A 24,740-nucleotide genomic window follows, 5' to 3' on the forward strand; every position below is an offset into this window, starting at 1 on the left:
CGGCCTGTGGCGTCAGCGGCTAATGGGCTTCACGTTCCAAATGTCATCGGCGTATTCGCGGATGGTTCGGTCGGATGAGAAGAACCCCATGCCCGCGACGTTGAGGATGGCCTGGCGGGTCCACTCAATGGGACGCCGGTACAGTGCATCGACTTGGTGCTGAGTGGCGACGTAGTCGGCGTAGTCGGCCAGCAGCAGGTAGTGGTCGGAGTCGAGCAGGGCGCCCACCAGATCGTGGTACCGGTGCGGTTCGGCAGGTGAGAATGCGCCGTCGGCGATGCGGTCGATGGCGAGCCTCAGGTCGTAACTCTCCTCATAGTGCTGACGCGGCCTATAGCCAGCGGCCCGCACCGCGGCCACCTGCTCGGTGCGCAGCCCGAAGACGAACATGTTGTCCACCCCGACCTGCTCGGCAATCTCGATGTTGGCGCCATCCCAGGTGCCGATGGTCAGCGCACCGTTCAGCGCAAACTTCATGTTGCCGGTGCCCGAGGCCTCGGTACCGGCGGTGGAAATCTGTTCCGACAGGTCGGCGGCGGGAATGATGATCTCGGCCAGCGACACGCGGTAGTTGGGCACGAACACTACCTTGAGCTTGTCACCCACCCGCGGGTCGGCGTTGACCACATGGGCCACGTCGTTGATGAGCCGGATCACCTTCTTGGCCATGTAGTAAGCCGACGCGGCCTTGCCCGCGAAGATCACGGAGCGCGGCATCCAGTTGTCGTGCGGATTGGCCAGGATCTGGTGGTAGCGGGTGATGACGTGCAGCAGGTTGAGCAGCTGGCGCTTGTACTCGTGCATGCGCTTCACCTGTACGTCGAACAGGCTCTCAGGGTTGAGGACGACGCCAGTCTCACGCGCAATGCGCTCGGCCAGCCTGCGCTTGTTCTGTGCCTTGGCGAGCTGGAATGCGTTGTTGAAAGCGGGCTCGGCGGCGAGCTCGCGCAGCGCGCCGAGTTCATCCAGGTTGCGCCGCCAGGTGGTGCCGATGCGCGAGTCGATCAGCTCGGACAGTGGCGGATTGGCCTGGGCCAGCCAGCGCCGAGGCGTGATGCCGTTGGTCTTGTTGCAGAAACGGTCCGGGAACACCTGGGCGAAGTCGGCAAAGATGGTCGACACCATGAGGCGGCTGTGCAGAGCTGACACGCCGTTGACCCGGTGCGATGCCAGAACACTGAGGTAGGCCATGCGGATGCGGCGCGGACCGTTCTCATCGATCAGCGAGATGCGGCGTAGCAAATCGTTGTCATTCGGAAATCGGACATGCAACTCGGCTAGGAAGCGGGCGTTGAGGTCGAAGATGATGCGCAAGTGCCGCGGCAGCACTTGACCGAACAGGTCGACCGACCAGGTTTCCAGCGCTTCCTGCATCAGTGTGTGGTTGGTGTAGCTGAAGATGCGCGTGCATAGCGACCAGGCCTTGTCCCAGGTTAGACGGTGCACGTCGATCAGCAGCCGCATGAGTTCGGGCACGGCGAGGGCAGGGTGGGTATCGTTGATGTGGATCGCAACCTTGTCCGGCAGTTGGTCCAGGCTGCCGTGGTCGCGCAGAAAACGGCGCAGCAGGTCTTGCAGCGAGGCGCTGACGAAAAAGTATTCCTGGCGCAGGCGCAGCTCGCGACCGTGCTCGGTGCTGTCATCGGGGTAGAGCACGCGCGAGACGTTCTCCGAAGCGTTCTTTGCCTCCATCGCGCGGATGTAGTCGCCCTTGTTGAAGGCATCCAGGTTGATGGCGTGGCTGGCGCGGGCCGACCACAGGCGCAGCGTGGAGACCGAGCCCAGTTCGTAGCCGGGCACTGCGTAGTCGTAGGCAACCGCGATCACCTCTTCAGCCTCGATCCATTGCACGCCGCCGTTACCGGTGTCGAGGCGCCCGCCGAAACACACGCTGTAGCTGAATTCCGGGCGCATGATTTCCCACGGGTTGCCCGCCTCCAGCCAGCCATCGGGTTCTTCGACCTGTTGCCCGTTGACGATGCGCTGGGCGAACATGCCGTAGTCGAATCGGATGCCGTAGCCCATGTTGGGAAGGCCGAGCGTGGCCATGGAGTCTAGGAAGCAGGCGGCCAGGCGGCCAAGGCCACCATTGCCCAGGCCGGGGTCGGCCTCGAGGTCTAGCAGCTGGTCAAAATCGGCGCCCAGCTGGGCGCAGGCCGCACGGGTCTCGTCGTGTATGCCCACGGCCATCAGGGCATTGCTGAGCATGCGACCGGGCAGGAACTCCATGGACAGGTAGTAGACGCGCTTGAGGTCCTGGGTGTGGGTAGCCTGCCGGGTCTCGCGCCAGCGGTCCATGACGCGATCACGGGCCGCGTGGAAGATGGCGAACAGCCAGTCGCGCTGCGTGGCCGACTGCACGTCCTTGCCCACCATGTACACCAGCCGGTTGGCGATGGAGCGGCGCAGCGCGACCACGGTGTTGGTCGGGTGGTCGAATTCGAAGTCCTGTTCAGCGGGGTGGTTCATGGGTGGTCGAGGTCGTGGGCTGGATAGAGAAAGGTCATGGCGCTGGTGCGCGCGGTATCAGCGTCGAGAAGAGGGACTGGTAGGCCTGGGCTGCGTGTTGCCAGTCGAAGCGCAAGGCCATGGCGTTTCGCTGCGCGGCGGTCCAGTCAGTGGGGCGCCGGTGCAGGGCAAAGGCGCGGCGCACCGCTCGTGCCATCGCTGCGCTGGTGAATTCGTCGAACATAAAACCACTGGCAGTGCCATCGTCTAGGTTCTCTAGGCTGGCGTCGGTGACCGTGTCTGCCAGACCCCCCACTGCGTGTACCAGTGGCAAGGTACCGTAGCCCATGGCGTACAGCTGCGTCAGGCCGCAGGGCTCGTAGCGCGAGGGCACGAGCAGCACGTCCGACCCGGCGACGATGCGGTGGGCCGTGGGCTCATCGTAGACCAGGTGCAGGCCCACCTCTCCCGGGTGGCGCGCAGCGGCCTGCTGCAGGGCGTCGACCAGACCAGGGTCGCCGGTACCTTGCACCACCAGCTGCCCGCCCTGCGCCACCAGCTCGTCGAGCACCTCGTGCAGCAGGTGCAGGCCCTTCTGTTCGCTCAGGCGGCTCACCACGCCGAACACCAGGGCGTCGGACCGAGCCGTCAAGCCGAACTGCCGTTGCAGCGCCTGTTTGTTGAGGGCTTTTCCCGCCAGGTGACTGGCGTCGTAGCGGTGCTCGATGCGCGGATCGGTTGCCGGGTTCCAGACCGCATAGTCAACGCCATTGAGAATGCCGTGCAGCTGACCCTGGTGTGCCCGCAACACACCGTCCAGTCCACAACCCTGCTCGGGGGTCGTGATTTCCACGGCGTAGCGCGGGCTCACGGTTGTGATGGCTTGCGCGTATTGCAGACCTGCCTTCATGAACGACAGCTGGCCGTGGAACTCTGCGCCGGTGACCTGCAGCACCGAGGGCGGCAGGCCCAGATGCAGTCCGGCCTTCAGCGGGAACAGACCTTGGTAGGCCAGGTTGTGCACGGTGAACACGGTGGGCGGACACGGCTGTGCGTGGGACAAATGAAGGTACAGCGGCGCCAGACCGGTGTGCCAGTCGTGGGCGTGCAGCACATCGGGCTGCCACGCCGGGTCGCCACCCAGCGCCAGCCACGCAGCAGCCCAACTCAGCAGGGCGAAGCGCTCGGCGTTGTCTGCCCATTCGCGGCCGTCCGGGTCGAGGTAAGGCCCACCCGGCCGGTGAAACAGGGCGGGCGCATCGAGCAGGTAGAGCGGTTCACCGGTGGAGACCAGGCGTCCGAGCAGCAGCCGGGGCGCTGGCTGCATCTCCCCCAGCAGCGCTGGACCGCCCTGGCCGCTCAAGGCCAGTGCCGGCCCTTTGATTTCAACGCCCGCCTGCAGTGCGGCGAAGGCGGGCAGCAAGCGGCGCACTTCGTTGCCCTCTGCCTGTAGGGCCGTAGGCAAGGCGGTAGCCACATCGGCCAGGCCGCCGGTTTTCAGCAAGGGATACAGCTCGGTGCAGGCGAACAGCACTTTCACCCGGGTTCTCCCGCAGATGGCGTGGGAGCTGCCACGCGCGCCAGCATGTCGCGGGTCACCAGCACCACGCCTTGTTCGGTGCGAAAGAAATTTCGCGCGTCGGCCTCGGCGTCGAACCCGATCTCCATTCCGGCCGGAATGACGCACCCGGTGTCAATCACCGTTTTTCGCAAACGCACGTGGCGATTGACCTGCACATCGGGCAGGATGACCGATTCCTCCACCTGGCTGTAAGAGTGGAGGCGCACGCGCGAGAACAGCACCGAGCGGCGCAGGTAGGCGCCCGAGATGATGCAGCCTCCCGAGACCAGCGAGTCCACGCCCATACCGCGCCGGTCGTCGTCGTCGAACACGAACTTGGCCGGTGGCAGCTGTTCCTGGAAGGTCCAGATCGGCCAGCTGCGGTCATACATGTCGAGCTCGGGCAGCGGCAGGGTCAGGTCCATGTTAGCCGCCCAGTAGGCATCGATGGTGCCCACGTCGCGCCAGTAATCAGGCGCGTCCGGCGTGCTTTTCACGCACGACAGACCAAATGGATGGGCAACGGCCTCGCCGCGCGCCACCAGCGCCGGGATGATGTCTTTGCCGAAATCCCGGCTGGAGCCGCTTAGCTGAGAGTCCGCCTTGAGCAGCTCGTACAGGTAATCCGCGTCAAACACGTACACCCCCATGCTGGCCAGTGCATGGTCCGTGCTCCCGGGCATGGGTTGCGGATGGCGCGGCTTTTCGTCGAAGCGCACGATGCGCCGTTGTTCGTCGATGGTCATAACCCCGAACCCCTGCGCGTCGGCCAGTGGCACCTCGACGCAGGCGACGGTGCAGCGCGCGCCTTGGCTCACGTGGTCGGCAATCAGATTGGCGTAGTTCATCTTGTAGATGTGGTCGCCTGCCAGCACCAGCACGTAGTCGGGTTTTTGAGCGCTCAGGATGGTGATGTTCTGGAACACGGCATCGGCCGTGCCCTGGTACCAGGAGTGCTCGTCGATCTGCTGCTGGGCGGGCAGCAGGTCTATGTATTCGCTGAACTCGCTGCGCAGGAACGACCAGCCGCGCTGCAGATGCCGCAGCAGGCTGTGCGACTTGTACTGGGTGAGGACCGAAATTCGGCGCACGCCGGAGTTCAGGCAGTTCGACAGCGCAAAGTCGATGATCCGGAACTTGCCGCCGAAATACACGGCCGGCTTGGCGCGGCGATCGGTCAGCGCATGCAGGCGCGAACCGCGGCCACCGGCGAGCACCAGGGCAATGGTGCGGCGTGCGAGCTGGTATGGGTCGTTGTGGTCCATCGGCGAGTCCCCTATGTGATGGTGTTTCGGATTCGATAGCTCAGGTTCTGCCATGGGCGCGAATCATGGCGCCCAAGCGGCTCGCCGGCGACGCGTCGACCATAGTCCAGTCGAATCGCCAGGTCCAGCAGCCGCGGGCCTGGCCAGGCACGTTCATTCGGTGGCTGCTGTCCAGTCCCAGCACGTCCTGAAACGGCACGATGAGGGTGTTGGCCACCGACTGGGACAGGGCCTGCACCATGGCCCAGTGAACCTCCCGGTCCACCTGCGGGCCAAGGTAGTGGCGCACCGCGTCGCGCGCCTCGGGGCCGAGCGACAGCCACCAGCCCACTGTGGTGTCGTTGTCGTGGGTGCCGCTGCAGGCCACGATGCCTTGGGCCAGGTTGTGGGGCAGGTGCATGTTGGTCGGCGAGCCGTCGAAGCCGAACTGCATCACCCGCATGCCCGGGAAGCCGCAGTCCAACCGCAGCTGGGTGACGGTGTCGGTGATCACACCCAGGTCTTCGGCGATGAAGGGCAGGGGACCCAGCCCCTCGTCAAGCGCCTCGAAAAAGCGGCTCCCGGGGCCGGCCTGCCAGTGGCCGTTGACAGCGGTGGTGTCGGTGGCCGGGATTTCCCATCCGGCTTCGAAGCCGCGGAAGTGGTCCAGCCGCACCACGTCGAGTAGGGAGAGCAGATGGCCCGCGCGGCGGGTCCACCAGCCCCAGCCGTCGGCCGCCATGGTGTCCCAGCGGTACAGCGGATTGCCCCAGCGCTGACCGTCGACGCAAAAATAATCGGGCGGCACGCCGGCCACCACGCTGGGCTCGCCCTGCGCATCGAGCCTGAACTGTCCGGCGTGGGTCCAGACGTCGGCGCTGTGGTGGTCCACGAACAGGGGCAGGTCGCCGACGAAGTGGATGTTGCGCGCATGGGCAGCGGCTCGCAGCCGCGCCCACTGGACCTGGAAGCGCCATTGCACAAAGTGCCAGAAACCCAGGGCGCCCGCAGCTGCGGCATCCAGGCGCTGCAGCGCCGACGGGTCGCGCTGGGCCAACTCGGTCGGCCAATGGGTCCAGGGTTCGCCGTGTCGCTCGGTCAGGACCATGAAGCGGGCGTAGTCGATCAACCACCCCGCCTGCACCTTGGTGAAGCGCTCAAACGCTTCGCGGTCGTCAGCACTGGCCTGCCGCTGGAAGCCGCGCCAGGCCTGATTCAAGGCGGCACGACGGTGCGGTATCACGCGTTCGAAGTCGCATCGGCGCGGGTCGAAGCCGGGGTCGGGCAGGGGTGGGAGCCAGCCGCAGGCCGCCAGGTCGTCTAGGTCCACCAGCCAAGGATTGCCGGCGAACGCCGAAGGGCTGCGGTAGGGCGAGTGGCCGGGGCCGGAGGGCGTGAGCGGAAGGATCTGCCAGAGCGACTGCCCGGCGGTTGCCAGCCAGTCCAGAAAGTGCATCGCACCCTCGCCTAGATCGCCCGATCCATGCCGCCCGGGCAGGCAGGTCAGGTGCAGCAGCACGCCGCTGGTACGCCGCTGCAGCAGAGGGTGTGGATCGTGCTTCATGATGAGGCTGGCGGTTCGTGGGTCAAGGGCTGGACCAGCATCAGCACCGCGGAGGGAGCAGCGTCGATGCCGCCGGTGAACAGGCGCGCAGGCTCACCGTCCTGGGCCACCCAGCCCTGTGCACTGTCCATCAGCAGTTGCCATTCGCCACCGGGCAGGCTCACCGACGTGACGTCCGGGTTACCGTGGAAGATCAGCATCACGCGCTCCTGGGCCGGCGTCCCGCGTTCACCAACGGTGATGACGCAAGCGAGCAGGCGCCCGTCCGGGATGTCCCACTCAATACCGTGAGGGTGCGTGCCGCTCGCGTTGCGCCAGTCGATGTCGGGGCAGTGTGCCCCCGCGACCGGCTCACCGGTGTACCAGTGCGGGTGCCGCAGCGCCGGGTAGCGCTGCCGCAAGCTCGCCAGTCCGCTCACAAAGGCGGTCAGCGCCCGGTCAGCCTGCGACCAGTCCAGCCAGGTGGTGGGATTGTCTTGGCAGTAGGCGTTGTTGTTGCCGCGCTGGCTGTGGCCGAGTTCGTCTCCCGCCAGCAGCTGCGGTGTGCCTTGTGCGCAGAACAGCGTGGCTAGCAGGGCGCGCCGCCAGCGCGCGCGCCGTTGCAAGATCACCGGGTCGGTGGTCGGGCCCTCTTCGCCGCCGTTGGCGCTGAAATTGTGGTCATGACCGTCCTGCGTGCCTTCGCCGTTGGCCTCGTTGTGTTTTCGCTCATAGGCGGTGAGATCGGCGAGGGTAAAGCCGTCGTGGGCCGTGATCAGGTTGATGCTGGCGGTGGGTGGACGTCCGCTGCCCTGGAACAAGTCGTTGGAGCCGGCCAGGCGGCGCGCAAACTGGCCGCGCGTGCAACTGTGGCCCAGCCACCAGGCGCGCACCGTATCGCGGAAGCGGTCGTTCCACTCGTGCCAGCGGGCGTTGAACTGGCCGGTGCGGTAGCCGTGGGGACCTACGTCCCAGGGCTCGGCGATCAGTTTGGCGCGCGTCAGCACCGGGTCTTGCGCGATCGCGGTGAACAGCGTGGCCAGCGGGTTGAAGTTGCGACCCAGCTCGGGTGCGCGGCCCAGGGTCACGGCCAGGTCGAATCGGAAGCCGTCCACCCCAAAGGCCTGGACCCACCAGCGCAGGCTGTCCATGATGAGTTGGGTCACGCGTGGCTGGCCCATGTCGAAGGTGTTGCCACAGCCAGTGGGGTTGAAGTAGTCGCCATGGCCGTCCAGCGCGTACCAAGCGGCGTTGTCTAGACCTCGCCACGACAGCGTGGGGCCTTGGGTGTCGCTCTCGGCGGTGTGGTTGTAGACCACGTCAAGGATCAGCTCAATACCGTGCCGGTGCAGGGTGTCGACCATCTGCCGGAACTCGGCGCGTACCGCCGAATCGTCGGCGCCCGCGCCACCGCGCGAAGCCAGGCGCGGGTCGGGTACAAAAAAACTCAGGCTGTTGTAGCCCCAGAAGTTGGTGAGGCCCTTCTGAATCAGGTGGCGTTCGTCCACGTGCAGGTGCACCGGCAGCAGACACAGGCTGGTCACGCCAAGGCGCTCGTAGTGCGCCAACATGGCAGGGCTGGCCACCGCGGCATACGAGCCTTGGTGCTCCGGCTCCACGCTGGGGTGTAAACGGGTGAGTGATTTGACGTGCGCCTCGTAGATCAGCGTGTCGCGCCAGGCGGTCGCTGGTCCGCTCGCGATGCGGGCGCCGGCCTGCAATTCAGCCTCGGTGTCGATCACGCGGCACTTGGGCACGAACGCCGCATTGTCGGTCGACTCGGGCAGGGTGGTTGCATCGGGCCGCGGCTCGCTTCGCACCACCAGATCGTCCAGTGAGCCCACCAGCGCACGCGCCCAAGGGTCGATCAACAGCCGCGCAGGGTTGAAGCGATGCCCCAACTGCGGTTGCCAGGGGCCATCGGCCCGCAGGCCATAGAGCTGTCCGGCGGTGATGCCCGGAACGAAGCCGTACCAGACCCCTTCAGCTCGCTCGGGCAGGCGCCAGCGCGCGGTCTCGGTCTGGCCATCGGCTGTGTATAGGCAGATCACCACAGCTCGGGCGTTGGGAGCGAATACGCACACGTTGAGTCCGCCGCGCTCGCGCAAGCGGGTGAGCTGTGTCCCCATGGGCCATGGGCGACCGGGTTCGCAGCAGGGCACTTGCACCAGCGGCACGGTCATGGGCGCTCCGGTTGCAGCCACAGCACGGCCAGCGGTGGCAGTGTGAGCGCCGCGGACCAGTCCTGGCCGTGTAGCGGCGCGTCGTCACACCACATGTGGCCGTCGTTGCCCACATTGCCGCCGCCGTAGTGGAACGAATCGGTGTTGAGCACCTCGCGCCAGGCGCCGCTGTGCGGCAGTCCCACGCGGTATCCGTGGCGGACCAGGGGCGTGAAGTTGGCGACCACCACCACCGTGTCTTCCGGCCGGTGGCCGTATCGCGCAAAGGCCAGCACCGACTGCTCGGCGTCGTCCACCACCAGCCACTGGAAGCTCTGCGGGTCGCTGTCGCGCGCGAACAGCGCCGGCGAGGCGCGGTAGGCGTGGTTCAGATCGCCCACCAGCCGGTGAATGCCCGCGTGGGCCGGGTCCTGCAGCAAGGCCCAGGGTAGTTCGCCATCGTGGTTCCATTCGGTGGGCTGGGCCAGTTCTGCGCCCATGAACAGCAGTTTCTTGCCCGGGTGAGCGTACATCCAGCAATAGAGGGCTCGCAGGTTGGCCAGCTGCTGCCAGCGATCGCCAGCCATTTTGCCCAGCAGCGAGCCTTTGCCGTACACAACCTCGTCATGCGAAAGCGGCAGCACGTAATCCTCGCTGTGCGCATACATCATGGCGAAGGTCAGCTTGTGGTGGTGCCAGCGCCGGTGCACGGGGTCCAGGGCCAGGTAGCTCAGCACATCGTGCATCCAGCCCATGTTCCATTTGTGGTCGAAGCCGAGGCCGCCTTGGGCCGTAGGGCCAGTCACGCGCGGGAAGGCGGTCGATTCCTCGGCGGTGGTCATGGCCTGCGGCGCTTCGCGGTGCAGCACGTCGTGCACTTCGCGCAGAAAGGCAATGGCCTCGTAGTTTTCACGTCCGCCGTCGCGGTTCGGAATCCAGTCGCCGGCCGTCCGGCTGTAGTCGCGGTACAGCATTGACGCCACTGCGTCCACACGCAGACCGTCGATGCCGTACTGCTCGATCCAGAACAGCGCGTTGCCGACCAGGAAGTTGCGCACCTCGTGGCGGCCGAAGTTGTAGATCAGTGTGTTCCAGTCACGGTGCACGCCCTCGCGCGGATCCTCGTGTTCGTAGAGCGCAGTGCCGTCGAAGCGAGCCAGCGCGTGCTCGTCGGCCGGGAAGTGGGCGGGCACCCAATCCAGCACCACCTTCAGGCCGGCCGCGTGGGCGGCGGCGACGAAGCGCCGAAAAGCCTCGGGCGATCCGTAGCGCGCGGTGGGTGCGTAGAGGCCGGTGGGCTGGTAACCCCAGGAGCCGTAGAACGGGTGCTCGCTGATGGGCAGCAGCTCCAGGTGGGTGAAGCCCAGTCCAGCGGCGTAGGGCACCAGGTGCTCGGCCAGGTCGTCCCAGGTGGGCAGCACATCGGGGCCACCCGGGCGCCGCCAGGAGCCGACATGCACCTCGTAGACGGCCATTGCCCGATCCAGTCGCGCGTGGTCCGCTGTCGGCGCAGTGGTTGACCGCAGCGGGGCACAGACCCGAGATGCGTTGCCCGGGGGCAGCTCAGTTTCACGGGCATAGGGGTCGGTCTTGAGCACGCGGCGGCCGTCGCTGCCTTCGACCTCGAACTTGTACCAGGCGCCCCCGCCGGCGCCCGGTACGAACAGCTCCCACACACCGCATTCGGGCCGAAGAACCATGGGCTGGGGTTGCCAGCCGTTGAAGTCGCCCATCAGCCCGACCTGGCGGGCGTGCGGCGCCCAGACCGCAAAGGCCGTACCCGCCACCCCGTCGAGCGAGGTGGGGTGGGCGCCGAGCTTTTCCCAAGGTCGCAGGTGCCGACCCTCGGCCAGCAGCCAGGCGTCGGTGTCACCCAGCCAACGACCGGACGGGGACTCGGGCCCTGGCGTCGGATCGGTCTGTTGCCCGGGCAAGCTGGGCGTGGGTGCTGAGGGCGCAGGCGTCATGGTGTTGCCATGCCATTTTTGCACCGTTCCTGTGTGCCTTCCCGTCGGACTGGTCGGGCCATCGCTGCCGCGCCAAATCTGTCGGGTCTGGACGACAGGGACGAGTGGCGGTCAGCGGTCGGTGGTGCCTGCGCCGCTTTCGTTGCATTGCCGACGCTGCGCGACAATAGCCCCATGAATTCCGCGACCCTCCAATGGCTGACCCCCAAGCGCTTGCTCATGGCTTCGGTGGTGGTTGCGCTGTTCACCATCACCCTCAAGACGCTCGCCTGGTACGTCACCGACTCGGTCGGCCTGCTGTCGGACGCGATGGAGTCTTTGGTGAATCTCGCCAGTGCGCTGTTCGGGCTGGTGATGGTTACCGTGGCCGCGCGGCCGGCGGACGACGATCATCCCTATGGGCACCACAAAGCCGAGTACTTTTCGTCGGGCTTTGAAGGCATTCTGATCATCGCGGCGGCGATGGGCATCATCTGGGCGGCAGGACACCGCTTTTTTGATCCGCAGCCCATCACCCAGGTGGGTTGGGGCCTGAGCCTCTCGGTAGCCAGCTCAGCGCTCAATGGCCTGCTGGCCTGGGTGATGTTTCACGCTGCGCGGGAGCACCGCTCCATCGCGCTGGAGGCCGACGCCAAGCACCTGGTGACCGATGTCTGGACCTCGGCCGGTGTAGTGGTTGGCCTGACTCTGGTGCATTTCACCGGCTGGCTGTGGCTGGATCCGGTGGTGGCCATCGCGGTGGCGCTCAACATCCTCAAGGAGGGTTACCACCTCATCTGGCGTTCCTCGCAGGGCTTGATGGACGAGGCGCTGGAGCCTGAAGTGCTGGTCACCATCAACGAGACCCTGGCAGGCTTTGCCCACCAGCGAGGAGAGACCGAAATCGTCCGTTTTGACCACCTGACCACGCGCAGGGCCGGTCAGCGGCGCTTCGTGGATCTGCATATGCACATGCCTGCCTCGTGGACCCTGGGTCGCGCAGCGGCAGTGCGCGGCAGTGTGGAGCAGGCACTCATGAGCGCCGTGCCTGGTCTGCGCGCCACCATCCAGCTGCTGCCCAGCGATGTGGAAGCCCATTTCGACGATGCCAGGGACCTGATTTGATCGCCTTGCTGCAGCGCGTGAGCGAGGCCCGGGTGGAGGTCGAGTCAGCGGTGGTGGGCGAGATCGGTGCCGGCCTGCTGGTGTTGTTCTGCGCCGAGCCTCAGGACACCGAAGCCCTTGCCGAGAAGATGCTCAGCAAGATCCTCAAGCTGCGCATCTTCGGCGACGATCAGGGCAAGATGAACCGCAGCGTGCAGGACGTGGGAGGCGGGTTGCTGCTTGTCAGCCAGTTCACGCTGGCAGCCGACACGCGCAGCGGCAATCGGCCTGGGTTTACAGGAGCGGCGCCTCCAGCGCTGGGCGAGTCGCTGTTCAACCACTTCGTGGCCCTGGCCCGCGAGCGCCATCCTGTGGTGCAGACCGGGCGGTTTGCTGCCGATATGCGGGTGCACCTGGTGAACGACGGCCCGATCACCATCCCCTTGCAGATGAGCGCCTAGGCCGGCGGCATCAGCTGGCGTAGGGGTCGGGCTGGCCGAGCCCGGCCAGGATGGCCGTCTCACGGGCTTCCATGGCCCGTGCGTCGTCGTCGCTGGTTTCGTGGTCCCAGCCCTGCGCGTGCAGCGTCCCGTGCACCAGCAGGTGCAGGTAGTGCTCGTCCAGCGGTTTGCCAAGTGCCTTCGCTTCCCGGGCTACCACCGGTGCGCACAGCACCAGATCGGCCATCACCATCGGTTCGGCGGCGTAATCGAAGGTCAGCACGTTGGTGGCGTGGTCCTGGTGGCGGTAGTCGCGGTTCAGCGTCAGGCCTTCGGCTTCGTCGACGATGCGCACCGTGATCTCCGCGTCGCATGACAAGGCGTGGCGGATCGCCCGGCTCACCCGGTGTCGGGGCAGGGCGGCACGGTGTACAGCCGGGTGGGCCAGCGCACCGAATTGCAGCGAGAGGGTCAGGGCAGGCAGTGCCATGGCGGATTCAGGGCTTGGCGCGGCGCGTGCGCTTGGCCGCCGGTGCCGCCTCGTCGGCCACCTCGCTGCGCGCGTCGTAGGCATCGACGATGCGCGCCACCAGAGGGTGGCGCACCACGTCAGCGCTGGTCAGGCGGCACATCGCGATGCCCTGCACCCGCTTCAACACCCGCTCGGCGTCGATCAGGCCCGAGAGCTCGGTGCGCGGCAGGTCGATCTGGCTCACGTCGCCGGTCACCACCGCTTTCGACCCGAAGCCGATACGGGTGAGGAACATCTTCATTTGCTCCACCGTGGTGTTCTGTGCTTCGTCCAGGATCACGAAAGCGTGGTTCAGCGTACGCCCACGCATGAAGGCCAGCGGCGCGATTTCGATCTGCTGGCGCTCGAACGCCTTGACGACCTTGTCGTAACCCATCAGGTCGTAGAGCGCGTCGTACAGCGGGCGCAGATAGGGGTCGACCTTCTGGCCCAGGTCGCCCGGCAGAAAGCCCAGCTTTTCGCCAGCCTCCACCGCCGGGCGGGTGAGTACGATGCGCTGCACCGCGCTGCGTTCCAGCGCATCGACCGCGCACGCGACGGCCAGATACGTCTTGCCAGTGCCGGCCGGGCCGATGCCGAAAGTGATGTCGTGCGCGGCCATGTTCTCCAGGTAGCGGGCCTGGGCCGGTGTGCGGCCGCGCACCTCACCGCGCCGCGTCTGCATGGTCACGCCGTCCTCTCCCCCGGGCAACGCGGTGTCGCCGCTGAGCATGAGCTGCACCGTCTCGGGCGGGATCGGCTTCTTGGCTATTTCGTAGAGGGCCTGCAGGGTCTCCAGCGCCTGGTTGGCTTTGGCTTTAGGCCCCTCGATGCGGAACTGCTCGAAGCGGTGCGCCACCTTGACCTGCAGGCCCGCCTCAATGCTGCGGATGTGGCTGTCCATGGGGCCGCACAAATGGCCCATGCGGAGGTTGTCTGGCGGGGAGAAAGTGTGTCTGAGGATCAAACGGATAATCCGGTGAGGCTGATAACCAAGGAATCCCGCCATGATAGGCAAGTTGACCGGCACCCTGCTGGAAAAGAACCCGCCCCAGATCCTGCTGGACTGCCATGGCGTCGGCTACGAAGTGGATGTGCCCATGAGCACCTTCTACAACCTGCCCGGCGTGGGCGAGCCAGTGTCGCTGCTCACGCACTTTGTGGTGCGCGAAGATGCGCAGATCCTCTACGGGTTTGGCAGCGCCAGCGAGCGCGAAGCGTTTCGCCAGCTGGTCAAGATCAGCGGCGTGGGTCCACGCACTGCGCTCTCGGTGCTCTCGGGCATGAGCGTGGCCGATCTGGCGCAGGCCGTGAGCGCGCAGGACAGCGCACGCATCGTCAAAGTGCCCGGCATTGGCAAAAAGACCGCTGAGCGCCTGCTGCTCGAGCTCAAGGGCAAATTCGGCGCCGACCTGAATCTGCCCGGCGTCGGTGCGGCGGGTGGCGACACCGCCAGCGACATCCAGCAGGCGCTGATGGCCCTTGGCTACAGCGAAAAAGATGCTGGCGCCGCGCTCAAGGCGCTGCCAAAAGACGTGGGGGTGAGCGAGGGCATCAAGCTCGCGCTCAAGGCGCTGGCGAAATAGGGCCGCCGGCCGATCAAAGCGCCTCGCGCACCACCCGGCCATTGAGTGCCTGGGTTGGCCGTGCGTTCATGGGGAACAGCTGCGAGAACAGCTTGAGCTGCTCCCGGCTCACGGTCATGGGCTGCTTCATCACCATCCACAGCACGCCTTCGGTACAGGGCGGCGTGGTGAGGGACCCCATGAACTGGTAGTAGCGGGGATCCTGGGGCAGCAGGCCCTTCATGTCGATCAGGGCGGCGGGCAGCCGAACCCGGTCCTTCACGTCCAGCGGCATGTGGGTCCACACCTTGTTGACCAGATCGTTCGCGGCACCCGGATCAATCAGCACCGCCACCACCGCAAGCTGGCCTTCGGCGTTCTTGTGCACCAGGTGCGCCACCATGGCAAAACCTTTGTGGTCGACCTTCTCCTCGGCCGGGTGGTGAAAGTGGAACTGCAGCAGCTGGTAGGTGGAGCCGCGCACGGTGAGCGTGTTGTTGCCCTCCAAGTCGACTTGGATGGTGTGGCCGTTGTTGACCACGCTGCCGCCGCTGGGCTGATAGTCGAACACCAGCGGTTCGGCCGGGCCTTGCAGCGTGCTGCCTTCCTGAATGTGCACCGGCGACTGGCGCTGGCCAGCGGCGCAGGCACCGAACTCGGGCTTGAGCTGCGCCCACGCGTCGGGACCCGTGCCGGTCTCGGTGTAGCTCCAATGGGCTTCCGCATGGCCCTGCAGGGCGGCTTGGTGTGCGGTGCCTGCGCTGATGTCGGTGGATGGCTGGCCGTGGCCGGAATTCGCAGTGGCGTGCGGGCGTTTGCCTTGGCTGGCGGCCGCCACGTGTGCCTGCGCCCGCTCGCGGGTCTTGGCGAGGCTCATGGCTGCCTGCACCTTGAGCGCGATCTGGGCAGCATCTTGTTCCAGGGAAAGCGGGCCATGGACTGCGGGCGCAGTCTTGCCGGACAACTCCGCCGCTGGCGCCTGGTCCTTGGTCGCATGGGTAGGTGCCGAAGTCGCGGGTGCATGAGCCTCGGTTTCAGGGGCCGTTGCGTGAGCTGGCGCATGTGCGGGCTCGCTTGGGTGAGCGGGACTGGCGTGGAGCAGCGCACCGGCGAGCAGCAGGCTGCCACCAGCGACAGCCAGGCGGTGGGCAGAGTTCCAGGTGTGGGCGTGAGCGGGCATGGCGATCTATTGAGCTTGAATGGTGTCACCAAGCTATCGGCAGCCTTTCGCGAAACTTCAAGGCGCTGTGGTCAGCGCTATATAGTCGTGAGGCGCATCCGCCCACGATTCTGCCGCCTCGCCAGGCGGTTCGCCTCTCCTCATCGCCCATGTCCATCCAGACCGACGACTTCGCTCCCGCCCCTCGCGTGGTCTCGGCCGCGCCGATCTCGCCCAAGGAAGAGGCGATCGAGCGCGCCCTGCGGCCCAAGCTGCTCGATGAATACGTGGGCCAGGCCAAGGTACGCGAGCAGCTGGAGATTTTCATTGGCGCGGCCAGGAAGCGCGGCGAGGCGCTGGACCATGTGCTGCTGTTTGGTCCGCCCGGGCTGGGCAAGACCACCTTGTCGCACATCATTGCCCAGGAGCTCGGCGTGAACCTGCGCCAGACCAGCGGACCAGTGCTGGAAAAACCCAAGGACCTGGCGGCGCTGTTGACCAACCTGGAGGCCAACGATGTGCTGTTCATCGACGAAATCCATCGGCTGAGTCCGGTGGTCGAGGAAATCCTATACCCGGCGCTGGAGGACTACCAGATCGACATCATGATCGGCGAGGGCCCGGCGGCGCGCAGCATCAAGCTCGACCTGCAACCCTTCACTCTTGTCGGCGCCACCACCCGGGCCGGCATGCTGACCAACCCGCTGCGCGATCGCTTTGGCATCGTGGCGCGGCTGGAGTTTTACAGCGCCGAGGAGCTCACGCGCATCGTCACGCGCAGCGCGGGTCTGCTGAACGCGCCGACTGAAGCCGAGGGTGCATTCGAGATCGCGCGCCGCTCACGCGGCACACCGCGCATTGCCAACCGCTTGCTGCGCCGGGTGCGCGACTACGCCGACGTGAAGGCCGACGGGCGCATCACCGCGGACATCGCCGGGCGCGCGTTGACCATGCTCGACGTCGACCCGCAGGGCTTCGACGTCATGGACCGCAAGCTGCTCGAAGCGGTGATTCACCGTTTCGATGGTGGCCCGGTGGGGCTGGACAATATCGCTGCCAGCATCGGTGAGGAGCGTGACACCATCGAAGACGTGATTGAACCTTACCTGATCCAGCAGGGCTACCTGCAGCGCACGCCGCGCGGGCGCATCGCCACGCTTGCGGCCTACCGTCACCTGGGGGTGGCGCCTCCTTCTTCGGACGCCGGTCTGTTTGCGCCGGGCGTCTGAGGACTCAGCAGCATGAACCTGAAAGGCAAAAAAGCCCGTGTGTGGTGGGGTGTACTGCTGGCGGTGCTGCTGGTGGGCGCAGTATCGTTGGTGCTGTGGTGGCGCGGCACGCCCGTGGACGCGGTGACGGTGCAGTCTCAGGCGCTGGTGCGCAGCCTGCAGTTTTCTGCGCGCATAGCGAGCCAGACCCGCGTGGACGTGGGCAGCACCCTCACCGGGCGCGTGCAGGTGGTGCGGGTGGATGAAGGTTCCGTGGTGAAGCGAGGCGACGTGTTACTGGTGCTGGAGTCGCAGGAGCTTCAGGCCGCGCTCGGGCAGGCAGAGGCCAGCGAGCGCCAGGCCGCCGCGGGTCTGGCAGGCCTGCGCAGCACCGGTCGATCCACGGCGCTGGCCAACGTGAGTCAGGCAGAGGCCGCCGAACGCGCGGCGCAGGCCAGCTGGGCGCGCACGCAGCAACTCGTGGCCCAGGGTTTTCTGAGCCCGGCGGCGCTGGACGATGCGCGCCGCGCCCGCGACGTGGCCGCCGCGCAGCTGCTCAGTGCCCTGGCCCAGAGCCGAGCCAGCGGTGAGCGCGGCACCGACGTGGCCCAGGCCCAGGCTCAGCTGAGCTTGGCGCAGGCGGCGACCCAGGCCGCGCGCGCGCGGCTGGCGCAAACCGAGCTGGTGGCGCCGGCCGATGGCCGCGTGCTGGTGCGCGAGGTGGAGCCAGGGCAGATCGTTCAGCCGGGCAAAGCGCTGCTGAGCCTGGTGCTGGCCGGACCGGTGCAGATCAGCGCTCAGGTGGACGAACGTTTTCTCGATCAGCTGCGCACCGGTCAACGCGCTTCGGTGGTGGCCGACGCCTACACCGATCAGCGATTTGCTGCGCGCGTGATCTCGATCGCGCCCTCGGTGGACGCGCAGCGCGGCTCGGTTGAGGTCAAGCTGGCCCTGGCTGGCGACGCGCCGGACTATCTGCGAGAAGACATGACCTTGTCGGTCGAAGTCGAAACCGGCCGCCGAGAATCGGCCCTGGTGCTGCCGCTGGCCGCGCTGCGCGCGGCAGCGGACGCCGAGCAGGCCGAGGTGATGGTGGTGGTCGCGGGTCGGGCGCGCCTGCGAGCCGTGCGCCTAGGCCTTCGCACGCTGGCAGCGGTGGAGGTGGTGGATGGCTTGACCAGCGGCGATCAAGTGCTCTTGGGCACGGCGGTGCAGGCCGGTCAACGAGTTCGTCCACAAGCGCGCGCACCGGGTCTGACGGCAGATTCGGCGGGCATCGATGCGGGCTCCGCGCTCACCAACGCCATGGGGCGCTGAGCATGTGGCGCCCGGCGTGTTGACCATGGCCTGGCTGGGTTTTGAGCGGCAGGTGGCGATTCGCTTCCTGCGCGAAGGCCGCATGCAGACGCTGCTCATCATAGTAGGCGTGGCGGCGGGTGTGGCGGTGATCGCCTACATCTCGGCGCTGATTTCGGGTTTGCAGGCCAACACCCTGAACAAGACCCTAGGCGCACAACCCCACATTTCCCTCAGTGTGCCCGACGACGTGGTCACGCCCGCCGCGGCGCGCGCGGCTGATACCGTGGTGATGTCCGACGTGCAGGTGCGCGCGCAACGCTTGCGCACGGTGGCCAACTGGCAACTGCTGCTGCCGGTGCTGGAGCGCACGCCCGGTGTGGTGGCGGTCTCGCCCATGGTGGCCGGTGCGGGCCTGGCGCTGCGCGGCGAGGCCAGTCAGGCGATTTCGCTGCTGGGTGTGGACCTGGAGCGCTATGACCGTATCGTGGGCCTGCGCAGCAAGGTGGTGCAAGGCACGGCACGCCTGGCGCCGGGCGACGCGGTGTTAGGGCGCGATCTGGCCGCTGATCTGGGCCTGCGGGTGGGTGACCGGCTGCGGGTGCAGACCACCACGGCGAGCGACGCTTTGCGCGTGACCGCGCTGGTGGACCTGGGTGTGAAAGAGCTCAACCGGCGCACCGTGATCGTGCCGCTGCGCAGTGCGCAGAACCTGCTCGGTTTGCCTGGCGGCGCGACCAACATCGATCTCACCGTGAGCGATGTCTGGTCGGCGCAGGCCATGACGGACGACCTGCGGCGCCAGTTGCCCTATCAGGTGGAAAGCTGGCAGGAGAGCAATGCGCAACTGGTGTCTGCCCTCAACGCGCAGTCGGTCAGCACCAGCCTGATCCGGGCGGTGGTGCTAGTGGTGGTGGTGCTCGGCATCGCCAGCGTGCTGGTGGTCTCGGTGGTGCAGAAACAGCGCGAAATCGGCATCCTGCGGGCCATGGGCGCGACCCGGGCGCAGGTCCTGCGGGTGTTTCTGGTGCAGGGCGCAGTGGTCGGGGCCTTGGGCTCGGCACTCGGGGTCTTGCTGGCCTGGGTGATGGTGGTGCTGTTCACCCGCTTTGTGCGCGGATCGGACGGTTTGCCTCTGTTCAACATCAGCTTGCCTGCGTCGCTGGCGCTGCAGGTGGCCCTGGTGGCCACGGTGTGTGGCGTACTCGCAGCGATTGCACCGGCTCGCCGCGCAGCCGCCATGGACCCGGCGCAAGCCATCCGGATCTGAGATGAGCGACACACCGCTGATCGAGTTGCATGAGGTTCGAAAGACTTACAACGTCGGCCTGCCCAATGCCGCCGAGGTCTTGCACGGGCTGGACCTGAGCGTGAACGGTGGCGAGTTCGTGGCGCTCATGGGGCCCTCGGGGTCGGGCAAGAGCACCTTGCTCAACATCGTGGGGCTGCTAGAACGCATGACCTCGGGCAGCTACCGGCTGCAGGGCGAAGAAATGGTAGGACTGGACGATGGCGGGCTGACGCTGCGCAGGCGCCGCCTGCTGGGTTTTGTATTCCAGTTTCACCACCTGTTGCCGGCTTTCTCGGCACTGGAGAACGTGACTCTGCCCGCGCTGATGGCCGAGGGCAGGGTCAGCGATGCGCAGCGCTCGCGCGCCAAGGACTTGCTCGATGCGGTGGGGCTGTCGGCGGCCCTGAACAAGCGGCCGTCGGAGCTCTCGGGCGGTATGCAGCAGCGGGTGGCGATTGCGCGCGCGCTGGTGATGAACCCGCCGCTGGTGCTGGCCGATGAACCCACCGGCAACCTCGACACCGTCTCGTCCGACGAGGTGTTTCAGCTGCTGAGGCGCATTCACGCCGAGCGCGGCACCTCTTTTGTGGTGGTCACCCACGATGCCCGGCTGGGCGCGCGCTGCGACCGGCTGGTGGAGCTGGTCGACGGTCAGATCTCCAGCGACGAGCCGGTGTTGGCAAAAGACGCCGCATAGCGCGGCAGCGTGTCAAAATTTGGCTCGATGTCTGACCCTGCGCCACTCGACGAAAGTACCACCGCGGTAGGCGGGGCGGTGCGCGATGCCTTGTACCGCGCGGCCCTGGGGCCGGTGCATGCCGAGCACTACCTGCCGGTTTTTGCCCGGTTTGATGAGCGTGGTCGCGCCGGCACGGCCTGGAATCTCTCCGCCTTTGTTTTCAACCTGGGCTGGTTGCTGTATCGCCAGCTCTGGGGAGCAGCCGGCGAGTTTGCGCTGCTGCTCGCCGCCTGGGCTGCGGTCGGTGGCGGTTTGTGGTGGCTCACCGATACCTGGCCGCTGGGGGTTCGGGTGGGGTTGGTGCTGGCTTTGCTGCTGCTGGTCTTGCTGGTACCGGGGCTGTTTGGCACCGCGTTGCTGCATGCCCAGGTGCGGCAGCGCATGATCAGCGCGGTGGAGCAGTCGACCACGATCGACGCCGCCTGCGAGCTCCTGCAATCGCGTGGCCATGGGCAACGGCGCAATGGCGCGTGGGCCGTGGCTGGCTTGTTGCTCGGCGCTGGTGCAATGGCCTGGGCGCTCTGGGCCTGGACCGCCAACTCAGCTGATCGACCCTCGCCGCCGGTGGCAACACTTTCACAACCCGCCGCGTCTGTGCCGGCCTCTCAACCGCAGACGCCCGCGCTGCTGACAGAGCCCAGCCCAGCCGAGTCCGAACCGCCTGAATCCACGCCATCCATTGCTGCAGTCAGTCCAGCCGTGCCCGCCAGCGCCTCGCCGACGGCCACACCCGTGGCCGAATCCTCGCAGACCAACGCACGCGCTGCCTTGGCAGAAACGCTGAACCAGGTGCGCAGTCGCGCTCAGGGGTTTGGCGTGAGCGTGGGGTTGTTTGCGGTGGCGGGCAACGCCGATCGTGTCGTGGCCACTTTGGCTGGCGCCGGATTGCCGGTGATCATCGATCCCATCGAGTCCGCGCGGGGTCCGATGACGCGGGTGAGGGTGGGACCCTTCGAAACCCGGGAGGAGGCCCAGGCGGCGGCCGGGCGGGTGCGCGCGCTCGGCCTGGAGGCTCGGGTCTACGCGCCCTGAGCAGCCCAACCGCTTGTCTGGCTCGCCCGGCGGCCCCGCAGCCAGCCCATGACCATGAGGCACTGTGCGGCGTAGTAAGTGCCCAGGACCCAGACTGCTGAGTGGGGCAGCGGCATCACGAAGCGGTTGACCGCCAGGGTAGCGTCGCTGATCAGGAAACAGATGGCACCGACGGCCACGGCCCACGCCGGTCCATCGCCCAGTACCTTGGCGCGACTCACCGCCCAGCTGGCCATCACCGCGATCGCCAGCACATACACCGCCACCGGTGCGCGCAGCGCAGCGGGCAGGCCTCCGGTCCACAACACGGCGTACACCGCCAGCCCCACCAGCGCAATGACCAGCGTCGCTCGGGGTGCAGCCAGCAGCGGCGCATCCTGGCGGAACAGGGCGGTGTAGGCCAGGTGGGCGAGCAAAAAGGCCAGCAGGCCAGGCAGGAAAAAGCCATCGAACATCAGGAAGGCATCGCCCGCCAGCGAAGCGGCCAGCGCTGCCAGCAACCAGCCTATACCGTGCGGGGGCGATCCCCCACCGCCGCGCGCGACCAGGCCGGCTTGTGCCACCACCATCAGCGCGAGGCCCATGGTCAGCGGCTTGAACAGCCGGTGCAGCTCTACCAGGCCAGTGGCTGAGGTGGCCATGGTGAGCGCCGCGCACTCGATCATCAGCGCTTCCAACATGCCGATGCGGCCCTGCATCACCGCGCCCACCGACCACAGGCCGGTGAGCAAGACCGCGAGCCAGACCGCGCTCTGCGACAGCGGCCAGCTGTCGGTGAGCCAGAGGTAGGCGCCAGAGCCCGCAAGCAGGGCGATGAACTGCAGTGCGGTAAAGCGCTGCACGTTCGGGCTTAGCGGCGGCGCAAATGTGCGCACCTGCCCGATGTCAAACGCGGGTTTTGGAAAGCGGTGACTCACATCCGCCGGTCGCCAGCCAGGCGGCTGGAACCACACGCGCAGCTTGTCTGTCCAGCGGCGGGTGTGCCAGCTGTCGCGCGCCAGGTCGACATAGACCTCGGCATTGGCCCAGAGCGGGTCCCAGCTGTTGAGCGGGCTGCGCGTGCCGTAGACGCAGGGTTCGCCATCGTCTTCGTCGGCATAGCTGCCAAACAGCTGGTCCCACAGGATCAGGATGCCGCCGTAATTCTTGTCCAGGTAGCGGTCGTTGACCGCGTGGTGCACCCGGTGGTTGGAGGGGGAGGCGAACACGCGATCGAACCAGCCGAGCTTGCCGATCTGTTGGGTGTGAATCCAGTACTGGTAGAGCAGGTCCACCAGCGCCACCACGCCAAACACCAGCGGCGGCACGCCGGCCACCGCCATCGGCAGGTAAAACACCCACCCGAACAGGGCACCGCTGCTGGTCTGGCGCAGCGCGGTCGAGAGGTTGTAGTCCTGGCTCTGGTGGTGCACCACATGGGCGGCCCAGAACAGCGCACAGGTGTGTCCCAGGCGGTGGTGCCAGTAGTAGCAGAAGTCATAGAACAGCAGGGCCAGCAGCCAGCCGCCCCAGCTGGTCCAGAAGCCGGTATCGGGCGACAGCGCCACCACACCATAGACCGCGGTGTAGATGCCGATGCGCAGCAGCCGGGTGAACACCGCGCTCACCTGGCTCAGCATGCCCAGGCCGATGCTGGTCACCGCGTCGTCCAGCCGGTAGGTGTTGCGCCCGCGCGCCCGGCCTGCCGCGTATTCCACCGCGATCAGCGCCAGGAACACCGGCGTGGCCAGCACGATGATCTGGCTCGGGCTCATGCTCGCAGCCTCAACCCAGCGCTCCGCGCGCGTCGATGTCGATCAGGCGCTCCACGTGACCAGCGGCCAGGCCACCGCGCACGCCGACCGCAAAGTCGTGCAGGTTCACCGTGGGGTCGCAGTGGCCAGGCACCAGCCAAACTGTCTCGTCCAGCGCGGGCAGCTCCCCTTGCCCGCTGGCGACGCGCAAGAGGCCGTGCTCGTCGCCACCGCTGGTGTACGACAGACCGCCAGGCCACCACACCGTGGGCAGGCCGCTGTCGATCGCGTGGCTCTTGTGGCCGGCGTCGCAGACCGCATGGTCTGCAGCCAGGCTCATCACCGCGGTCTTGATGAACAGTGCGTGTTCAAACACCGGTGCGCCTGGATCGGCTTCATTGGCCGCGTAGTCCGCGTCCATGAACAGGTAAGAGCCTGCTTGCAATTCGCCCCACACACCGCTGGACGCCTCGCGCACAAAGCTGCCGGTGCCGGCGCCGGTGACTAGGGGCACGGCGATGCCCGCGGCGCTCAGCGCATCCAGCGTCTGGCGCACCGCCGCTTCGGATGCGGCCAGCGCCGCGTCGCGCTCGGCGGTGGCGCGCCGGTGCTGTGCACTGCCGTGGTAGGCCTGCAGGCCAGCGAAGCGCAGCACGGCGTGGTCCTGGATCAGGCGGGCGAGCATCAGCGCCGGCGCACCCGCGGCGGCGCCGCAGCGACCATGCCCTACGTCGATTTCCACGAACACGTCGATCGCGCCGCTGCGCGATACGCCTGCATTCATGAGGGCCTCTGCCAGGCGAAGTACGCCCAGCGCGCTGTCGACCGCGATCGCGAATCGGGTCGGCAGATGTTGCACTGCTTGCGCCAGTCTCGCGAGCTTGGTGGGCGCGACCACCTCGTTGCTGATGTAGATGTCGGTCACACCTGCGTGCGCCAGCGCCAGGGCCTCGTCGGTCTTCTGCACGCACACACCCACCGCGCCGTGGGCCATCTGCAGCCGTGCGATCTCGGCGCTCTTGTGCATCTTGGCGTGAGGCCGCAGTCGCAGCCCGTGCGAACGGGCGAAGGCGGCCATGCGGGCGAGGTTGCGCTCCATGGCGTCGAGGTCGATCACCATGGCTGGCGTGTCCACGGCACTCACGCTGTGGCCCACCCAGCCCTGCGCACGGTCGCGCCGCGCGCGCGCGAAGTGCCCTGGCTCAGACCGCCCGTTCATCGAGCGATCCTTGTTGCAGGTGGCCTGTGTCGGCCCATCCCACCAGGCTCAGTCCCTCGGGGGTCCAGAGCAGGCGGTTGATGGCGGTGTTGGGCAGTTCCCAGCTGCGCGGCGCCTGCAGATCGAGCCGGGTGGCGGCGCGGTACAGGATGTCGAGTACACCACCGTGCGCCACAATCAGCACCTGCTCGCCAGGGTGGCGCGCCGCGAGCTCGCTCACGGTAGCCACCACGCGCGCCTGCAACTGCAGCAACGATTCGCCGCCAGGGGGCGCGAAATCGGGCACCCGCTTGCGCCATGCCTGCGTCTCGACCGGCCAGGCGGCTTCGAGCTGGACCCAGGTCTGGCCTTCGAACTGGCCGAAGCTGCGTTCGCGCAAACCCGCGTGCGTGGCTACTGTTTCCCCCACCACATCCGCCACCGCCTGTGCGGTGCTGCGCGCGCGGCTGAGGTCGCTGGCGTAGCAGGCGGCGATGGGCTCGTCGCGCAAGGCTTGCGCCAGCCGGGCAGCTTGCCAGCGGCCATGCTCGTTGAGATCG

Annotated in this window: 20 protein-coding genes; 8 read left to right on the plus strand and 12 right to left on the minus strand. The window is 67.0% G+C overall.

The window, feature by feature from the left end:
* Positions 1-12: 12 nt before the first annotated feature.
* Genes GPT34_RS11595 through glgB form a run of 6 tightly spaced genes read right to left on the minus strand, consistent with a single transcriptional unit; the run spans position 13 to position 10,925 of the window.
* A complete protein-coding gene (locus GPT34_RS11595; RefSeq protein WP_291012486.1) occupies positions 13-2,469 on the minus strand; it encodes a glycogen/starch/alpha-glucan phosphorylase in 2,457 nt (818 codons plus the stop codon).
* A gap of 34 nt (positions 2,470-2,503) precedes the next feature.
* Complete coding sequence (gene glgA, locus GPT34_RS11600; RefSeq protein ID WP_291012488.1) at positions 2,504-3,988, minus strand: glycogen synthase GlgA; 1,485 nt, start codon at positions 3,986-3,988, stop codon at positions 2,504-2,506.
* Positions 3,985-5,274 carry a glucose-1-phosphate adenylyltransferase gene (glgC, locus tag GPT34_RS11605; RefSeq protein ID WP_291012491.1) on the minus strand — a complete coding sequence of 430 codons (1,290 nt, stop codon included), beginning with the start codon at positions 5,272-5,274 and terminating at the stop codon, positions 3,985-3,987. The genes glgA and glgC overlap by 4 nt, the downstream gene beginning before the upstream one ends.
* 40 nt (positions 5,275-5,314) lie before the next feature.
* Positions 5,315-6,817 carry a 4-alpha-glucanotransferase gene (gene malQ, locus GPT34_RS11610; protein ID WP_291012492.1) on the minus strand — a complete coding sequence of 501 codons (1,503 nt, stop codon included), beginning with the start codon at positions 6,815-6,817 and terminating at the stop codon, positions 5,315-5,317.
* Positions 6,814-8,979, minus strand: a complete 2,166-nt coding sequence (gene glgX, locus GPT34_RS11615; RefSeq protein WP_291012495.1) for a glycogen debranching protein GlgX — start codon at positions 8,977-8,979, stop codon at positions 6,814-6,816. The genes malQ and glgX overlap by 4 nt, the downstream gene beginning before the upstream one ends.
* Entirely contained in the window at positions 8,976-10,925 is a 1,950-nt protein-coding gene (gene glgB, locus GPT34_RS11620; RefSeq protein WP_291012499.1) for a 1,4-alpha-glucan branching protein GlgB, read from the minus strand. The genes glgX and glgB overlap by 4 nt, the downstream gene beginning before the upstream one ends.
* 174 nt (positions 10,926-11,099) lie before the next feature.
* On the opposite strand from glgB, the gene GPT34_RS11625 reads away from it, so the two are divergent.
* Both GPT34_RS11625 and dtd read left to right on the plus strand, forming a co-directional pair.
* On the plus strand, positions 11,100-12,029 hold the full coding sequence (locus GPT34_RS11625) for a cation diffusion facilitator family transporter (RefSeq protein ID WP_291012502.1): 930 nt from the start codon (positions 11,100-11,102) through the stop codon (positions 12,027-12,029).
* Positions 12,026-12,469, plus strand: coding sequence for a D-aminoacyl-tRNA deacylase (gene dtd, locus GPT34_RS11630; protein WP_291012505.1), 444 nt, complete (start codon positions 12,026-12,028; stop codon positions 12,467-12,469). Before GPT34_RS11625 ends, dtd begins: the two co-directional genes overlap by 4 nt.
* A 10-nt stretch (positions 12,470-12,479) precedes the next feature.
* Here dtd and ybeY read toward each other — a convergent pair whose 3' ends face one another.
* Together ybeY and GPT34_RS11640 are read right to left on the minus strand one after the other, a co-directional pair.
* Complete coding sequence (gene ybeY, locus GPT34_RS11635; RefSeq protein ID WP_291012507.1) at positions 12,480-12,938, minus strand: rRNA maturation RNase YbeY; 459 nt, start codon at positions 12,936-12,938, stop codon at positions 12,480-12,482.
* 7 nt (positions 12,939-12,945) lie between these two features.
* Entirely contained in the window at positions 12,946-13,926 is a 981-nt protein-coding gene (locus tag GPT34_RS11640) for a PhoH family protein (RefSeq protein WP_291012509.1), read from the minus strand.
* 40 nt (positions 13,927-13,966) lie between these two features.
* Here GPT34_RS11640 and ruvA point away from each other — a divergent pair, with 40 nt between their 5' ends.
* Complete coding sequence (ruvA, locus tag GPT34_RS11645) at positions 13,967-14,545, plus strand: Holliday junction branch migration protein RuvA (protein WP_291012511.1); 579 nt, start codon at positions 13,967-13,969, stop codon at positions 14,543-14,545.
* Positions 14,546-14,558: 13 nt separating this feature from the next.
* On the opposite strand, the gene GPT34_RS11650 is transcribed toward ruvA, so the two are convergent.
* Positions 14,559-15,704 carry a carbonic anhydrase family protein gene (locus GPT34_RS11650; protein ID WP_291012513.1) on the minus strand — a complete coding sequence of 382 codons (1,146 nt, stop codon included), beginning with the start codon at positions 15,702-15,704 and terminating at the stop codon, positions 14,559-14,561.
* Between the two features lie 149 nt (positions 15,705-15,853).
* Between GPT34_RS11650 and ruvB the strand changes: the two genes are divergently transcribed.
* From ruvB to GPT34_RS11675, 5 genes are read left to right on the plus strand one after another with little or no spacing between them, the layout of a single operon-like run.
* Positions 15,854-16,912 carry a Holliday junction branch migration DNA helicase RuvB gene (gene ruvB / locus GPT34_RS11655; RefSeq protein WP_291012515.1) on the plus strand — a complete coding sequence of 353 codons (1,059 nt, stop codon included), beginning with the start codon at positions 15,854-15,856 and terminating at the stop codon, positions 16,910-16,912.
* A 12-nt stretch (positions 16,913-16,924) separates the two neighbouring features.
* On the plus strand, positions 16,925-18,208 hold the full coding sequence (locus GPT34_RS11660; protein WP_291012518.1) for an efflux RND transporter periplasmic adaptor subunit: 1,284 nt from the start codon (positions 16,925-16,927) through the stop codon (positions 18,206-18,208).
* 25 nt (positions 18,209-18,233) lie between these two features.
* Positions 18,234-19,457: an FtsX-like permease family protein gene (locus GPT34_RS11665; RefSeq protein WP_291012545.1), complete on the plus strand. Its 1,224-nt coding sequence runs from the start codon at positions 18,234-18,236 to the stop codon at positions 19,455-19,457.
* 1 nt (position 19,458) lies between these two features.
* Positions 19,459-20,175 carry an ABC transporter ATP-binding protein gene (locus GPT34_RS11670; RefSeq protein WP_291012521.1) on the plus strand — a complete coding sequence of 239 codons (717 nt, stop codon included), beginning with the start codon at positions 19,459-19,461 and terminating at the stop codon, positions 20,173-20,175.
* A 27-nt stretch (positions 20,176-20,202) separates the two neighbouring features.
* On the plus strand, positions 20,203-21,249 hold the full coding sequence (locus tag GPT34_RS11675) for an SPOR domain-containing protein (protein ID WP_291012524.1): 1,047 nt from the start codon (positions 20,203-20,205) through the stop codon (positions 21,247-21,249).
* Here the strand turns inward: GPT34_RS11675 and GPT34_RS11680 are convergent.
* The 3 genes from GPT34_RS11680 to GPT34_RS11690 form a co-directional block, all read right to left on the minus strand.
* Positions 21,237-23,003: a lysoplasmalogenase family protein gene (locus tag GPT34_RS11680; protein WP_291012526.1), complete on the minus strand. Its 1,767-nt coding sequence runs from the start codon at positions 23,001-23,003 to the stop codon at positions 21,237-21,239. The two genes, GPT34_RS11675 and GPT34_RS11680, sit on opposite strands and share 13 nt — an antisense overlap.
* A gap of 10 nt (positions 23,004-23,013) precedes the next feature.
* Positions 23,014-24,201 carry a DSD1 family PLP-dependent enzyme gene (locus tag GPT34_RS11685; protein WP_291012528.1) on the minus strand — a complete coding sequence of 396 codons (1,188 nt, stop codon included), beginning with the start codon at positions 24,199-24,201 and terminating at the stop codon, positions 23,014-23,016.
* On the minus strand, positions 24,185-24,740 hold a 556-nt coding region (locus GPT34_RS11690), incomplete at its 5' end, for a histidine phosphatase family protein (RefSeq protein WP_291012531.1). The genes GPT34_RS11685 and GPT34_RS11690, both read right to left, overlap by 17 nt.

The sequence above is a fragment of the Hydrogenophaga sp. genome, from assembly GCF_011390835.1.
Taxonomy (GTDB): Bacteria; Pseudomonadota; Gammaproteobacteria; order Burkholderiales; family Burkholderiaceae_C; genus Hydrogenophaga.

Excerpts from the sequence above, each read along its gene's own strand:
- GPT34_RS11595 (WP_291012486.1), bottom strand. The coding sequence starts at position 2,469 with ATGAACCACCCCGCTGAACAGGACTTCGAATTCGACCACCCGACCAAC.
- glgB (WP_291012499.1), bottom strand. The coding sequence starts at position 10,925 with ATGACGCCTGCGCCCTCAGCACCCACGCCCAGCTTGCCCGGGCAACAG.
- GPT34_RS11685 (WP_291012528.1), bottom strand. The coding sequence starts at position 24,201 with ATGAACGGGCGGTCTGAGCCAGGGCACTTCGCGCGCGCGCGGCGCGAC.
- GPT34_RS11675 (WP_291012524.1), top strand. The coding sequence starts at position 20,203 with ATGTCTGACCCTGCGCCACTCGACGAAAGTACCACCGCGGTAGGCGGG.
- ybeY (WP_291012507.1), bottom strand. The coding sequence starts at position 12,938 with ATGGCACTGCCTGCCCTGACCCTCTCGCTGCAATTCGGTGCGCTGGCC.
- GPT34_RS11665 (WP_291012545.1), top strand. The coding sequence starts at position 18,234 with ATGGCCTGGCTGGGTTTTGAGCGGCAGGTGGCGATTCGCTTCCTGCGC.
- malQ (WP_291012492.1), bottom strand. The coding sequence starts at position 6,817 with ATGAAGCACGATCCACACCCTCTGCTGCAGCGGCGTACCAGCGGCGTG.
- GPT34_RS11650 (WP_291012513.1), bottom strand. The coding sequence starts at position 15,704 with ATGCCCGCTCACGCCCACACCTGGAACTCTGCCCACCGCCTGGCTGTC.
- GPT34_RS11660 (WP_291012518.1), top strand. The coding sequence starts at position 16,925 with ATGAACCTGAAAGGCAAAAAAGCCCGTGTGTGGTGGGGTGTACTGCTG.
- glgX (WP_291012495.1), bottom strand. The coding sequence starts at position 8,979 with ATGACCGTGCCGCTGGTGCAAGTGCCCTGCTGCGAACCCGGTCGCCCA.
- GPT34_RS11625 (WP_291012502.1), top strand. The coding sequence starts at position 11,100 with ATGAATTCCGCGACCCTCCAATGGCTGACCCCCAAGCGCTTGCTCATG.
- ruvA (WP_291012511.1), top strand. The coding sequence starts at position 13,967 with ATGATAGGCAAGTTGACCGGCACCCTGCTGGAAAAGAACCCGCCCCAG.
- ruvB (WP_291012515.1), top strand. The coding sequence starts at position 15,854 with ATGTCCATCCAGACCGACGACTTCGCTCCCGCCCCTCGCGTGGTCTCG.
- GPT34_RS11670 (WP_291012521.1), top strand. The coding sequence starts at position 19,459 with ATGAGCGACACACCGCTGATCGAGTTGCATGAGGTTCGAAAGACTTAC.
- GPT34_RS11680 (WP_291012526.1), bottom strand. The coding sequence starts at position 23,003 with ATGAGCCCGAGCCAGATCATCGTGCTGGCCACGCCGGTGTTCCTGGCG.
- glgC (WP_291012491.1), bottom strand. The coding sequence starts at position 5,274 with ATGGACCACAACGACCCATACCAGCTCGCACGCCGCACCATTGCCCTG.